Origin of the sequence: Streptomyces spiralis, assembly GCF_014654675.1 — a bacterium.
In the GTDB taxonomy this organism is placed as follows: Bacteria; Actinomycetota; Actinomycetes; order Streptomycetales; family Streptomycetaceae; genus Streptomyces; species Streptomyces spiralis.
The window spans coordinates 1-15219 of record NZ_BNBC01000029.1 but is presented as its reverse complement, the minus strand read 5'-3'; the positions used below and the strand labels follow the sequence as shown (position 1 = coordinate 15219).

4 protein-coding genes are annotated in these 15219 nt (G+C 73.6%); 1 reads left to right on the top strand and 3 read right to left on the bottom strand.

Annotated features, from left to right (window positions below; genetic code table 11):
• Positions 1–137: 137 nt before the first annotated feature.
• Entirely contained in the window at positions 138–9710 is a 9573-nt protein-coding gene (locus IE318_RS26745) for a hypothetical protein (RefSeq protein ID WP_189904384.1), read from the bottom strand.
• Positions 9711–9923: 213 nt separating this feature from the next.
• The gene (locus IE318_RS45200; RefSeq protein ID WP_229903761.1) at positions 9924–12455 is read right to left on the bottom strand and encodes a CHAT domain-containing protein; all 2532 of its coding nucleotides are present in this window, start codon (positions 12453–12455) and stop codon (positions 9924–9926) included.
• 111 nt (positions 12456–12566) lie between these two features.
• On the opposite strand from IE318_RS45200, the gene IE318_RS26735 reads away from it, so the two are divergent.
• Positions 12567–14714 carry a CHAT domain-containing protein gene (locus IE318_RS26735; protein WP_189904382.1) on the top strand — a complete coding sequence of 716 codons (2148 nt, stop codon included), beginning with the start codon at positions 12567–12569 and terminating at the stop codon, positions 14712–14714.
• Here IE318_RS26735 and IE318_RS26730 read toward each other — a convergent pair.
• Positions 14701–15069, bottom strand: coding sequence for a hypothetical protein (locus IE318_RS26730; RefSeq protein WP_189904380.1), 369 nt, complete (start codon positions 15067–15069; stop codon positions 14701–14703). The genes IE318_RS26735 and IE318_RS26730 overlap by 14 nt on opposite strands.
• Positions 15070–15219 lie beyond the last annotated feature (150 nt).

Sequence of the window (15219 nt, the reverse complement as noted above, 5' to 3'; positions counted from 1 at the left end):
AGGGCAGCCTCCTGACCGGAGGGGCCTCCTGACCGGAGCAGTCTCCTGACCACGGCGCTCCACCGGCCCATCGCGCTTGCGTACGTGGGCGGTGGAGCCGCCGTGCGGGAACGGCTCCTCATTCGGTGGCGGCCTCCTCAGTCCGCGGGGCCGGAGTGGGCGCGGAGGGCCGAGCGCAGGGCCAGGGCGTACTTCCGGCTTCTCGCGGTGGCCGGCTCCAGGGGAGGGAGCAGGGTCAGGGGCACCTTGTCCCTGGTGACCTGCGTCAGGGCCGTGTTCAGGATGGCGGTCTGCCGGTCCAGCAGGAAGCGCTGGGACGCCGCCGCGTCCGCGGCGGGACGCAGGCTCCGGCCGAGATCGGCCAACGGGCGCAGGATCGATGCGTCCTTGAGGAGGACGTCGGCGTCCGGCAGACCGCCGCACGCCGCGATCAGGCCCCGCGCCACCGGGGCGGCGGCGTGTTTCTCGTCGCCCGCGGCGGCCCGCGCGGTCAGCGCCTGAGCGAACCGCTCCAGCGATTCCATCTGGGCGTCGGTCAGTTCGGGCCCGAGCTCGATGGACCGCAGCCGCCGCCACAACCCACCGGACTCCAGCTGGCGATCCGGCCGCGTCAGCCACTGGCTGACCAACGCCTCGGTGTGCAGCGAGCCGAGAGCCCGCAGCCCGATCTTCTGCAGCAGGAAGACGGGCCAGTCGTCGGGCAACGGCGGACGCCCCGGCCAGGACTTCTTGGCCGCCAGCGCGCCGATGGCACACACGGCGAGCGCGGGGGCCAGGTCGACGCTCGTCCTGTCGTGGTGCAGGACCGCTTGGCCCTCGGGACAGCAGAGCCAGTCCGTCACCGCGCGCAGCGCGAAGCTCTGGACGTCGGCCCGGTCGGGGCCGTCGGCCGAGTGGAGCAGTCCCCGGGCGCGCATGACCCGGCATGCCGGGGACTCGGCCGCCTCGTCCGTCAGCTTGCCGGACTGGCCCTCTTCGTAGCTCCGCCAGTACGCGGCGAACCGGGCCGGGACAAGACCGTCCACGGGCCGCGGGACCTGGCGGAAGTCCGGCAGCCGGAGCTTGACCAGGGCGTCGGACATCCATCGGGGAAGGTCCGGGACGGTGAGCCGGCTGCCCGGCTTGACCAGGGTCACGAACCGTCCACCGCGCCTGTCCTGCCGCACCCGCGCCACCTCGGCCACGAGAGACTCCTCGGCCAGTTCCGTCGTCACGTCCACGGCGGAGTAGGCGGCGAGCACGCCGAGCGGTTCGACGGACACCAGGCAGGTCGCGGTCTCCCCGGCGGACGTTTCCTTCGCGGCTGCCGCCTTCTCGGACGCCTCCTTCAGGGACCTGGCGACCACACGCACCGGCAGCAGCCGTCCCGGCGCGAGGTTGTGGAACTCGCGCTCCACCAGCGGAAGCCGGCTGAGGCTCACGGTTCCGGGGCCGTCCCGCAGCACGGTGAGCCGGCGGATGCCCCGCAGATGGTCGAAGAGCGTGGAACCGCGCAGACCGCCGGTCCACGCCGCCTCCCCGACGGGCAGCCAGTACGGGCGCTGCGTGCGGACGTCGCGGCAGACCACTCCCAGAGCGCGGTCCTCCTCGTCGTTGACCCGCAGCCAGACCCGCACGGCGATCTCCTCGCCGTCGCCCTCGGCCCTGTCGGCGCCGTCGGCCGCACCGGCCCCGCGCCTGCCCGGGATCCCGCACGACAGCAGCTTCTCGGCCCTGCTCCAGTGCAGCCTGACGTACTCCTGGGTGGCGGCCAGCGCCCGGGAGGCCGCCTGGATCTGCGTGCCGTGCTCGGGCAGGCCGGGCACGAGCTGCCGGATGTGCACGCGGAACAGCGCGCTTCCCGAACGTACCGCCACGTTTCCGCGGCCGAGGTCGGCCACCGGCTGGGCCAGCACCGTTCCGTGGGGCCAGATGCTCCGGGGCTGCGCCCGGCGGGAGACCGTCACCACGGTCTCCGGCCCGGCGGTGACCTGCTCGACGGTGACGGGCAGGACGTCCAGCTGGTTCAGCAGGCTCGCCTCGCCCCGGCTGGCGCGCAGCAGTTCGGCGCGCAGCCAGCCGCAGCCGAACCAGGCGTCGGCCTCGCTCTCGGCGGCCAGCTCGACCCGTGCCCTCGGCAGCCCGCAGATCCGCAGGCCCTGCTCCCGGTCCAGGGCCAGGAAGACCACGTCGTTCTCCGCGACGCTGTCCGGTTCGGCGACGCTCAGCCGGTTGGCCCGGTCCAGCCATACGGCGCTCCCGACCGGGTGGGCGTCCAGCACGGTCTGGTCGGCGGGGTAGGGCACGGTGCCGCGCCCCTCACCGAGGTAGAGAGCGCCGGCCTCCTCGTCCCGCAGGGCGACCGGCAGCAGCATGCGACGTGCGAACGGTGCCGCCATCGCCCCGCGCAGCCCCGGACGCCAGTCGTCCAGCACCAGGTGGCCGCACTCGTTGACCCCTCCCTCGACCCGGCCGTAGAGCAGGTCGCCGGGGCTGAACAGCGACCAGTCGAGGTCGGCCAGCGAGTGGCCGTCGGCGAACCGCACCAGCTCCCGGCGCACCTCGGAGACGCGGCCCGGGGCCAGTTCCAGCCAGACGCTGTGCCGGTCGGCGTGGGCGACGGCCCAGGACCGGCGCCGCCCCTCGGCGATGTCGCCGGCCGGTTCCTCCAGAAGCTCGGTGGCCGGGAAGCCGAACCGCTGCAACGCCTCGCTCTCGTGCCGCAGGGTCCAGCCGGAGGCGTTGCGGGAGAAGAACACCGGCTCGCTGGTCGAACGGGCCCGCGCCGGAAGCCTGCGCGTGCGGGGTTTGGCCTCGCCGGGCACCCACTCCCGGGTGCGGGAGTCGTGGTAGGTCCAGCCGTGCCGGGCGCAGGCCTCCGCGATACGCCGCGCGCTGTCGTCCATGAACGACAGCTGCGCCCACGCCATCGGCGCCTGGGTGGTGGCCAGTTCCGTACCGGCCGGAGCCAGCCGCTCGCGGCGCACACCGGCGACGACGTCACCGGGCTCGAAGGCGACGGTGCCCGCCTCCGAGTGGTCCAGCGGCACCACCCGGTCCACCGGCCCGCTCCTCGGCTGGTCCTCCCGCCGGACGGCGGCGATCCGGGGATGGCGGGTCTCCAGCAGAACCCTGCCGAAGCCCTTGCGGGCGGTGGCGCTGATCCCCGGGAGTCCGGCGACGGTGAACCGTCCCGGCTCGTCGGCGCGGCGCAGGTCGTCCCGCGTCTTCAGGTTGTCCTTCGGGAAGACGACCACCGGGCGGGGCCGGTCGGTGAGATAGGCGTCGTCGGCCGGGATGGCCAGGACCACGGTCACCCGCCCGGTGTCCGCCAGATCCAGCCGGACCACCGACCGCGGTGTGATGCCGGGGCCCCGGTGCAGGTCGGCCATGGGGAAGACGACGCCGGGCCGCACCTCGACGCACTGGCCCGCCGGGTCGACGACGCCGAAGCAACCGCCCGAGCGGCTGTTCAGGTAGCTCCGCAGCACGTCCAGCGGGCGGGGCAGCGGGGACTTGGTGGAACCCTGCCAGCGGCTCTCCTTGTCGGGCGACGGGCGCAGGAGTTCCACCAGCATCTTGGCCTGGCCGTCGTAGGCGCCCGCCCCGACGGTCTCGGCCGCGCGCCGCAGGACGCCCTCCCGGTGGGAGAAGTCCCGGCGGGTGACGATGACATGGAACGGGGCCCGGTCGGGGGCCGCGTCCGGGTCGCTCAGCGCGGCCACACCCTCGGGCAGGTCGAAGCGGAGCAGGTAGTCGTTGGCCGTCGGCTGGATCCGGCCGGCCTCCATGTAGAGCCTGTCGCCCGCCCGCAGGCCGGGGGTCCGGTCGTCCGGGGCGGCCGTCGGGGGGACCAGGCGGAACTGGTGGACGCGGCCGCGGGCGGGTCCCTCCTCCACCACGGCCCGGCCGAGGACGCGCTGCCGGGACCTGTCCCGGGGGACGGCGGCGAGCAGCCGGGCGATGTCCTCCGGGTGGAGGATGGCCCGTACCGGGCGCCCCTCCACATGGTCGTCGGCGCCGTCGCGGCCGACGCCCCGGCTGCGGGTGTGGACGCGGAGCACGACCACCCGACCGGTGGCGTGGTCGATCTCCAGGTCCAGCAGGTGGACCACCTGGTGCGCGGCCTCCTGGTGGATCTGGTACTCGACGCTCTTGCGGATGTCCCGCAGCGCGATCGACACCCGGAGCCCGCCCGGCACCTCCTCCTCGGCCGCGGCGGTGATCGAGACGGCGTCGATCCGGTCGCCGTGGAAGAGCGTCAGCGCCGCCGGGTCCACCACCGAGCCCCCGACGGTGAGGGCCGCGTGCGGCACGTCGGCGAACCATCCGAATCCCCACTCGAAGCGGTGCACCGGCCCCGCGTCGGTCTCCTCGAACCCGACGTAGTAGGGGCGGCGGTCGCGTTCGATCGGGCAGCGGCTGCCGTCCGTACGGGCGTGAGGGGCCACCTTCTCGACGAACTCGGCCACCGTCAGCGGGGCGGCCCGCAGGTGCGAGTAGCGGTATCCCCGCCCGTACGGCACCGGCACGGCCCTGACCAGATGTTCGGAGTAGCCGCGTCCACCGACGAAGGTCTGCGGGCCGTCGTCCGCTTCCAGCCATCCCTGGTACGTGCCGTTTTCGTCGGGGGCCAGCACGTCGAGGTGCAGCCGTCCCCGTACCCTCGGGCCCTCCAGGGTTCCGTCACGGCGCGCCAGGAAACGGGCCCACTCGGCCGCGGGATCCGCGGTGCGCCGGTTCCGCTCCGGCCGGGAGCGCAGGGTGGCCGGCGACAGCACGAACCGGCGCTGTACGTCGGTGAAGCGCGGCCGGTCGCCCTGTCCTCTCGACGCGGGGGTCGCATCGACGCACAGGGTGTGCACCAGGACCTGGTCCACATGGACGGGCTGCGGATCTGCACCCAGGTAGAAGCCGGTCATGGTGCCCACCAGCGAGCGTCCGTCCCGCTCGACCAGGACCCGGCCGCGGGGCAGGCGCCTCGCCCTGGCCGGATCGGACCGCCGCCCGCCGTCCTGCGGAGCGCGGCTCAGCGCGAGCCGGGCGAGCGTGGGGTGCTGGGAGACGGCGGCGCCGTAGTCCTCGCCGCGGTCGGAGACCATGCCCACGGGGTGCCAGCCGGCGTCGGGGAGGTCGCCCGCCCACTCCCACAGGGCGCGCAGCCGCAGCCGGCGCCGCAGCACCGAGAAGACCCAGCCGGCCGGCGTCCGGGTGGCCCTCAGATGGTCGCCCACCGACGGCGACGCCTGGTCGAAGCACACGGCCGGGACGACGGCCTCGACGACCTCGTCGTCGAGCCGGAACCAGACACGCAGCATGGTCAGGGTGTTGTCGGTGTTGTACATGCGGCCGAGCACCAGGCCCGGCAGCGCGCCCGCCCGCTCCAGGCGGGCCGGGTCGCTCAGGCCCGTGCACGCCTGGCGGAGGTCGTCGAGCGCCTCCGGGTCCCGCTGCGGCTGCGGGCGCGGGGCGTGGCCGTCCTGGACGACGACCGCGCGCCGGCGCACGGTCGTCGACATGGTGGGGAACTCGCCGGTCAGCGTGAGGGACTCGGTGGCCGCCCAGCCGATCAGCCCGGACTTCAGCATCACCAGGCAGTCCGTGTCCCCCGGCTTCCTGGTCAGTTGCCGGACCAGTTCGACGACCGAGCCCTCGTGCAGCCGGGCAAGCCGGTCGTAGGTCTCGGGGGAGCGGTGCTTCTCCCTGATGCCCGTCTCGTCCATCGCCCGGGCGACGGCCAGAAGACCCCGCGCCTGCGGCTCTCCCCAGTGGTCGATGCTGCACAGCACGCGCTTGCGTTGCACCCGGCCGGTGAGGTCGACCTTGATCCGGGTCGGGAAGCCGTCGACGGCCGGGACGTCGACGGTCCAGAACCCCTCGCCGTCGGCGTCGTGCCGTCGCGCCTCGTGGTAGAGCTCCTGGACGGGGAGGTCGGCCTGGTCGTCGTCGTGCTCGTCCTCGGTGTGCCCGTCGGCCCCCGTGTGGGCGGGGAAGACGTCGAAGAGTTCCAGCCAGCGGGCGTTGCGGTCGTCGAACGGGCTCCGGCCGGGCGCCGGCTCGCGCAGGGTGAGCCGGCCGTGCCCGGGTTCGTAGGAGGCGTGGACGATCAGCCCGGCGCGTCCGGCGGAGCAGGCCTCGTCCAGCTTCTGCCAGTCCGCCGCATCCCAGGCCGAGGGGCCCAGGACGTAGGCGCGGCCCGGTGTGGTGACGAACCGCCAGGCAGGCCCGAATCCCGTGCGGTCGGTCGCCGGCCCCGCGAGGACCAGCCGCAGCGCCGTGCGTTCGGGGCGCTGCCCGGTGCCGGCCTCGTCGACCCCCGGCGCCACGGCGAGTTCGGGTGCCCCGGCGTCCACCGGCACCCAGTGGCCGAGCACCGCGTCCCAGCGGGCCAGGGTGTCGTAGGGCAGACCGGTACCGACGGAGGACGTGTGGACCCGGGACAGGTCGGGGTCCCAGCGGCGCCGCGCCGCGATGTCGTCGACACCGGTCCCTCGCGGGTAGCCGTCCTCGTCCACGCCGTGGACGGACAGTTCCAGTCCGGGGAAGCGGTCGACCGCCTTCAGCTCCGCCGACCGGATCTCCCCGTCCACGGCAGGCCGGCGGGCCAGCGCGACGACCCGGTCGCCGCGCAGCCGGCCGCCGTCCTTGGTGATCAGGACGGCCACGGCATCGCCCACGCGCCGGCGCTTGGCCTGCTGCTCGGACACCAGCGCGGGCACGGGGAAGCGCTGTCCGCAGTTGATCCACAGCCGCTGCTGCGGACCCTGCTGGTTGCCGTCCTTGGCGGTGACGAGTCCGAGCACGTACGTGCCCTCTTCGGGACGCGGCGCGTTGTGCAGGAAGAGGTTGTGCACCGGCGCGCGGCTGCGTCCCTCCATCCGCGCGTCGATCACGACACCGGGCTGATACAGGAGCGTCTCCCCGGCCCGGCGGTCGACGACACCGGCCCGGACCAGCCAGGACTCCAGGTCCGACGAGCCCGACTCCACCCGCTGGGCCGGAGTGAGGGCCGGTGCGTGGGTGTCCCGCCACAGCTTGTCCATGCCGGCCGCCAGCGGAAGTTCACGGGCCTCCAGCACCCGGTGGGAGGTGTTGCGCAGGAATCCGACCAGGGCGGCCTCGGTACCGCGCAGCGAGACGCGGTCGCCGTAGGTGTCGAAGGGGTTGCCGGTCGAGGTGGTCAGGCCCCAGGGCCCCCAGCGGACGTACAGGGACCGCAGCGCCCGCTGCCGGAGGCGGTTGGCGCTCGCCGGCGCCACGTGCATGCCGCCGCCCAGCACCTCGAAAAGCCGGTCGTAGTAGAACGGAGCCTTGGCGCTCAGGTCGATCACCGTGTCCACGACCTGCTCCAGGACTCGCAGCACACGATCGTGCGACCCCTTGCCCGAGACCGGGGCCGCGAACATGTCGAACATGCGGCCGCGCACCCAACGCGGCAGATGCTGCGGCAGGTTGAGCGACCGGACCAGCAACGACCACGCCGTCACCCAGTCCTCGTGCGCCTCCGCGTCACCCAGCTCGGGCTCGCGGAGCAACGCCGCCAGCCTGAGGGTCCGCACGGTCACCGGAATGATGCCGTGCTCGTCGGAGATGTCCCGCTCCAGCTCCTCGCCCATGTCGGCCCAGTCGGCGACCGAGAAGGCGTCCCGGTCCGGGTCCTTGGGCGCGCTCAGCAGCAGCCTGCGGTAGTGCAGTCCGGCCGCCGCGCTCGGGTCGGCGTAGTCCGGTCTGCCGCCCACCCAGTCCCAGCGCAGCGCGTAGGTCGACTCGCCCGGGTAGATCTCACGCCACAGCAGTGCCGCCTGCACGGAGGTGCCCCGGTGCGGCTGGTCACCGAGGCCCGAGGAGAAGTCGAGCAGCGCTCGCGCCGGGGCGACCGGGTCGTCCGGGGTGGTGAACCAACGGCCGCTGCCCTCGGTCCGGTGCGGCTGGGTCCCTCCCGCCGCGGCCTCCTGGAGCCAGCTGAGCGCGATCCCGAGCGCCACCCGGGATCTGACCAGCGTGCGCACCGGCGCGGGGGGCTTCGGCTGCTCCGCGTCCCAGGCGTGCACCCGGACCACCAGCCGCACCACCTCGCCGGGGTGCACGGCGGGCCGTTTGCCGGTGCCGACGGCGTCGACCTGCTGGATCTGGTGGAGCATGAACGTCCCGAGGCGGCGCACGGGCGCCGACAGCACCGCGGGCCCCCTGGGCGCCCCGGCCTCCCCCTGCCCCTGCCCCTGGCCTTGACCCGGCCCGCTGCCCGCGTCCCCGTGGCCTTCGGTGAGCTCCCTCATGAGCAGACGGTGGCGGTTGCCGAGGATGTCACGGACGTGCGTCAGAAGCAGCAGCAGGAAGTCCGGCAGCGGCCCGGCCCCCTGCCCCTCGGGCGGCGGAGGCGTGGCGCAGAGCAGACGTACGGCCAGGGAACTGGCCGCGAGCAGCCGGACCATCTGCTCGGCGGTGGCGCGGAACTGCTTCGGCTCACCGGGCGGCGAGAGGATCCACGGCGACCACACCTGGGCGGCCGTCGCCGGATCGTTCTCCTCGACGGAGCCGTCGGCCAGGTAGAGGATCGGCATGCGCCAGTCGGGGCCGGGGCCGCGCAGCCTCAGCAGGCGCCCCACATGGAGCTGCGCGTGCGCGTAGTCCTCGCCGTGCGGGACGGTCACGTGCGTCTGCCGCTGGTTCGGCACGCCGTTCGGCGCCTGCCAGTGGCGCTCGAGCCAGTGCACGGCGCGGCCCGCGTCGAGTTCGGCGGCACGCTCGTGCAGGGCCGCCTGCCAGAGCACCCCCGGCATCGGCGACCAGCGGTGGTTCCCGGTACCGCCCAGCCGGGCGTAGGCCAGGACACGGCGGCTGCCGTCCGGGGTGTCGTCACCCGGAATGCCCGCCGGACGCCTGCGGGCCGTCCAGCGGCCCAGCTCGGCCCCCGTCGCCGCCTCCGCATCGAGCCGGGCCCATACGCCGTCGTCCGCCTCCCCGGTGGCGCGGAAGACCACCCGGGCGGCCGTGGCCAGCACATCGGGCTCCATGTCGAAGGAGCCGCCCACGGCTCGCGCCAGCCGGTCGAGGACGGCCGCGGTGTCCTCCGACCGCAGCGCGGCGGCCAGTTCCGTGGCCTGCAGCAGCGCCAGCCTGCCGTGCCTGCCGCGCAGGGCGCCGTCGAGGAGCACCGGGAACTCGTCCATGAGCTCGCCCAGGGCGTCCGGGCACACGCCCGTCAGCGCGCGGGCGGCCGTCAGCAGGACGGAGGGCAGCAGGTGGTCCAGGAGATCGTGGTAGGGAGGTGACGGCTCGTCGGCGGCGGCCGCGACGGCGTCGGGCTTCTCCAGCACCTTGCCCAACAGCCGTACCGCCTCCGGGTTTCCGGCGCCGGCGGCCTGGAGTATCGCGGCGACCAGCGGCCGCAGCTCCTGCGGCAGCACCTCCGCGACACTCCGGTACAGGACGGCCGTACGGCCGGTCAGCTCCCGGACGCAGACGCAGCGCCGGTGCTCCGCCGGGGCGTCCTCCGTCTCGTAGCGCTCGTGCTCGGCCAGGAACACCTGGTGCGCCCTGAGCACATGAGGCAGCGCGTACACCGCGAGCGGAGTGTCCGTTCCGGCCAGCCATTCCAGGGCGGCGCAGACGAGTTCGCCGGACCGGGGCTGTGCGACGGGCTCGCGCAGGGCGGTGACGACATCGAGGTAGTCGGAGGCCGCCCGCGGCGGCAGACCCAGAGCCGAACAGAAGTACCAGTTCTCGAGCACGGCGGTCCTTCCCTGCTGTTCGGCACACTGCCCGCCGTCCCCCGTGGCGCGGCGTGCACCCACAACTCACCCTGCGAACAAGGAGTGTGTGGTGGGTCACTCAGTCTATCGGGTCATCAGGTTCATCACGTACCCGATCGGACATCTCCGCTTCACTCCAGGGTCATGAGCGGGCGGACGGCAGGCCCTTGGAGGTGGACGCGGCACGGACGGTCAAGTCCACGCCCCCGCAGGGGGAGTGAACAGCGAGGGCCGCAACGCCTGTCGGAAATCATGCAGTTCGTCGAGGAGCTCGTAGTCCGGTACGCCGCTCGGGCGCCCGCTGCCCAGGCCGACGAGCGAGCGGCGGGCCGGTGAGCGGTCGAGCACCCAGGCCATGCGCGAGGTGGTCAGAGGAAGCCGTGTCAACAGGGTCCAGCTGCCCAGCCGCTGCCCCCGGGGATCCAGCACCGTGAAGTCCGAGCCGGACAGCAGCCCGGCCCGGTCCAGCGCCACGGCGTGCTCGGGGCTCGCCAGATCCTCGGCGCGCACCGCATGCTCCCCGCGCGCGGCCACCTCCGCCGCGGCGACGACCGCGTCCGACGGCCGCTGCTCCTCGAGCCACGCACGGAAGACGTCGTCGGTGTGCAGACCGGTGTGCAGGAGGCCCAGGACCACCGTGTCGACCATCGTCGGCGTGAGGACGACGCCCCGGAACGCCTCGGGCGGCGGCAGACGGCCGGCCCGGTGTGCGGCCCGCAGCCATCTCCGGGTGGCCGCGTCGTCGCCTTCGGTCGCCCACAGGGAGGCCCAGCGCGCCGGGTCGGACCGGCCGACGGCGTGGGCGTCCAGCAGTTCGTCCCCGATGTCGGGCTGCGCGGCCCGGACGGCCCGCAGCACCCCGGCCTCGCCCCCCGGGAGGTCGTCCCAGGCCGAGCCGGCGTCGTTCAGATGTCCGACGACGGCGGAGGCGTCGGACAGCCCGGCGGGGAGCGTCGCACGGCAGGACTCCAGCGCTTCGCCCAGCGCGGCGCCGAACCGTTCCGGGGCGCGGGCGTCGGGGTGTTCCGGGGCCCGGACCAGGTACTCCTCGGCCCCCAGTCCCCTGGCGATCTCCCGCGCCGTGTGGCGTGCGGCCGGCAGGGGCTCACCGTGGACCTGGAAAACGACACCGCGCAGGCCGGGCAGCAGACGCCGCAGTTCCCTTTCGTTACCGGTCCAGTCCATCCGCTTGGCGGGAAAGGAGGCCGGCCGGCGGACCACCAGCCCCAGGGGCCGCCCGGGTCGGTAGCCCGGGAACAGGGCCAGGTGCAGTGACTCCGCGGTGAGATCGGGCAGGTTGCGCGGCGAGTTGTACGTGTACCAGTGGAGCCGCTCACCGTCCGAGAGCTCCTCCCGCTCGGCCCTCGTCCGCCACAGGTCCTGTTCCGTACGGTTGAGCAGATCCGCGAGGTCGTCGCCCGAGGGATCGGCGAGCACCGCGGTGAAGGGGGCCTCCCGCAGGCAGAACTCCGCCTTGAGACAGACCCGGAAGCGCTCGTCGAGCCGGTCGACGACGGCCGCGGGCACGCGGTGCGCCACCGACGGCATCGAGGACGCCTCCCGGGGCGCCGGAGTGCCCAGTCTCAGCGCGGCCCCGGCCCGGGAGGTGAACAGCACCGGGCGGGCGTCGCTCCCCGCGAAGGCTCCGGCACCCTCCAGCACGGCCAGGTCCACGTCATGGCCCCTGACCAGGGACGTGAAGAACCGGTCGGCGAAGTCCGCCGCCTGGCCGTCGCGGACCTTGCCGTCCACCGCCACCACGTACGGCACTCCGGCCAGCGCCAGCCGTTCGGCCAGGCCCGCCTCATGGAGCCCTTCGTCGCCGGCGGCCGGTGACGCCGAGTCGCAGGCCATCAGGACGGCCAGTGGCACCCTCTCCCGCACCAGCCACGCGGCGAGCGTGTCGCCGTCCAGCCAGTGCGCGTCCGTGGACTCCGGCTGCCGCGCGACCACGAGCCCGCCGTCGACATGATGTCCGCCGAAGTAGAAGGCGAGCGGCCCGCCGGCCAGAGCGCGGTGGACCGCCTCGACGTCCGCCGGTGCGGGCTCCACCGGACGCGTCCGGAACCGGCTGCCGTCCAGGACCTCCACGATCCTGTCCTGGTCCCCGCTTCCGTACGTCAGCGGCCCCGGACCCACCACGTGCCGCGTCGTGCCCGCCCTGGTGGTGATGTCCCCCTGGACGGCGGCGGCGTTGGCGACCACGACGACATCGTTGAGGCCGTCCACGACGGCCGAGGGCATGGTGTGCCGGGGGCGGACCTCACGGACGAGGGAGATGCGGGGGTGCTCGCCCAGGGGCGTCTTCCGGACGCGCTGGGCGAGGTAGCCGTGCTCGACCCAGTCCTGCCACGGCCCGTTGGCGTCGACCCGGTTCGCATCGGGTACCCCGATCCGCTCGAGCGGGAGAGCCGCCAGCCGGACCGGGCCCTCGGGCCCGGTGCCAAGCCGGATCCTCAGCCGCAGTCTCTGACCGTCCGTCAACAGCGCCATTTGGCGGCTGATGTGGCCGCGCGCGGCCTCGGACAGCACCGTGTCCGACAGGTCCGCCAGCGTGAACTGGTTGCTCTCCGGGGACAGCATGTCTTGGATGTCGTCGTCGTCCGGGCGGAAGATCTCGGGATCGCCAGTGGGCCGGCCCTCGGGAGTCAGGAGTGCCGCGCGCAACTCCCCGCCGTCCCCCCACGACAGTTCGACCAGTACGTCACGTGGCGTCACCGCCATGCGGTCCTCCGTCCGTCCCCTTGAGTAGCCGCCCACCGGTGTCCGGCAGGCACAATTGTCCCTCCGGTTTCCTCAGCCGGTTTCCCCAGTCCAGTCGAAAGGCCGTCAGTCATGGTCGACATCGCGCCGATCGGGAAGGAGGAGCTGCGACGGCTCCGTGCCTCACCCCTGTGGGACGAGTTGGACGAGCCCGCCCGGAAGGCCCTGCTGGACCTGCTGGCGAGGGAGAGCATCGACGACCAGACGCTCCTGATCGAGCTTCAGAAGATCCGGCGTCAACATGCCAGTTTCAAACGCGTGCTGGGGAAGTACCTGGCGGGCCGCGGGACGACCGAGCGCGCCGTCCCCGCACAGGCGCAGCCGGAGCCGGACACCGACGCGGCGGTCGTCCCCCAGGACCTGGCGGGAGCCGCGCCGCCCGACCGCCGCTACCTCAACCTCAGCCTGACATGGCCGATCTCCCGGCAGGTGGTGCCCCACGACTGGCTGCTGGGAGCGGGCGCCCGGTACCACCTCCGGCTCGACATCGGAGATCTCGGCCGCGACAGCCTGCTGCGGGACAGCGCGCGGCCGCTCCCGGACGACGAGCTGCCGCACCTGGACGACGGCGGGCGCGGCGACTGGCTGCAGGTCACCGTGCTCAGCGAGGACTTCCTGGTGCCGGACCGGCGCCACGCGATGTTCCTGCCGCTCGACGGACACGCGTACGTCTGTCCCTGCCCGCCGGGCGGCCGGCACGTGTGCCGGCCCGAGCACCGCGGGAGATACGTGTGGATTCCGGTCACGGCGCCGGACGGGCCGCGGTCCGAGGCGAGCCTGCGGGTCACCGTGGCGTACCGGGGCAACCTGCTCCAGTCCGCGACCGTCCGTGCGCGTGTGGCGGAGCGGGAGGAACCCGCGGGGGGCTCGCTGAGCGGAGAGGTCGACTTCACGCTGACCTCGGGCTTCCTCGGCCTGGACGACCTGCCGAGCCGGGACGCGGCCATCAGGGTCTCCCGCGGGTACGACGGGGCCCTGGTCGTGGACGTCGACGGCGGGGACCGGCCGGTGAGCACCTTCTGGCTGACCGAGGCGCAGATCGAGGGCGCCCTCTCCCGGGCCCGTACGGTGCTCACCGATGTGCACGCCACCCGTGCGGTGCCCCCGGAGAAGCCCGGCGACAAGTGGATCCCGCCGCTGGACCGGCTCGGCGCGGACAACGCCAAGAGCGCCGCGGAATTCCTGGACGACCTGTGGCGGCTGGCCGCCGTGGGCTGGGATCTGCTCCATCTGCTCGCGCCGGTGCCCGCGCAGCGGGCGGCCCTTCGCGACCGGCTGAGGGAGCCCGCGACCATCCAGATCTGCCGTCAGCAGGGGCAGCCGCTGATGTTTCCCTGGGCGCTGGTCTACGACATCCCCGTGGACACCGGGGACAGCCCCGTGTACTGCGAGGCGGGCCTGGAGCAGGCCCGGCGCGGCGACGGCGCCGGGCGGACGTGCCGGGACTCGGCGCGGCACACCCGCAACACCGTGTGCCCGTACGGCTTCTGGGGTTTCCGGCACGCGATCGAGCAGCCCACCTCGCGGCAGGACCGGGGCACGTTGCCGCTCCGGGCCGGACGCGGCCTGGACGCACCGCACATGACGGTGGGGCGCGCCCTCACCCTGCCGCGCGCCGACCTGGCGGAGCAACACCTGGTCTCCCTGCGGAAGCAGTTCGGCGAGGCCAACGTGCGGGACTGCGACTCGCGCGAGTCCCTGCTCGAGGAACTCTTCCGGGCCGGTCAGGACTGTGTGTACTTCTACTGCCACGGTCGCCGCCAGGAGGACACCGCGGACCACACCGGCGCGACGGAACTGGAGATCGGGAACGGCGAACGGGTCAGGCCCGCCGACATCTCGGCCCGGATGACCGAGACGAGCGACGCGGACGGAAGGACCGGCGCGGACGGGACGAAGGGGTGGCGGGACTGGGAGGAGAACGCCCCGCTCGTCTTCCTCAACGGCTGCCACACGACCGACGACACCCCGGGCACCTGGCTGACCTTCGTCGACGTGTTCAGCAGCCTGGGCGCCTCCGGGGTCATCGGCACGGAGATCTCGGTCGGCCAGAACTTCGCGGGCGAGGTGGCCCAGTCGTTCTGGCGTCACTTCCTGGCCGGGCTGACGGTGGGCGAGTCCCTGCACCGGGTACGAGCGGAACTGCTCGGCAAGGGCAATCTGCTGGGACTCGCCTACACGGCGTACTGCTGCGCGGACCTGAGGCTCAGTCGCCCATGAAGGAGCTGACGCTCGGCACGTCGGGCTGCTGCGGCAGCGAGGGGGTCTCTCCCACGGCCCCCTCCGGCACCGGCTGGGCGGCGGCCCTCCGCTTGCGCTCCGCACGGTTCAGCGCCCCTGCGACGATCAGGTAGCCGAAGAAGCCGACGGCCAGCCCGAACGCGTAGCAGGCGAACAGGTCCGGGTCGGGGAACCGCGTATTGATCACCACACCGCCGCCCAGCGCGGCCACCACGGTGACCAGGTCGGAGATGCGCGACCCCTCGGAGCGTCGCAGGGTCCGGTAGGCGATCCACCCGACGACCAGGCCGAAACAGCCCGAACCCACCAGGCTGAGGACGGAATACTGCTGCACGTTGCTCCTTGAGGCCGCTCCGGCACCGTGTGTGTGCCCCGGTCACGGATCCGCAAGGCTAACGCAAAGGCGCTGTCCCCGGCGTCAGTTGGCGTCGGCGATCGCCGCGATGCCGGTCTGGGCGAACTTCTCGTCCAGGTCGCCGGAGGG

Excerpts from the sequence above, each read along its gene's own strand:
- IE318_RS26735 (WP_189904382.1), top strand. The coding sequence starts at position 12,567 with ATGGTCGACATCGCGCCGATCGGGAAGGAGGAGCTGCGACGGCTCCGT.
- IE318_RS45200 (WP_229903761.1), bottom strand. The coding sequence starts at position 12,455 with ATGGCGGTGACGCCACGTGACGTACTGGTCGAACTGTCGTGGGGGGAC.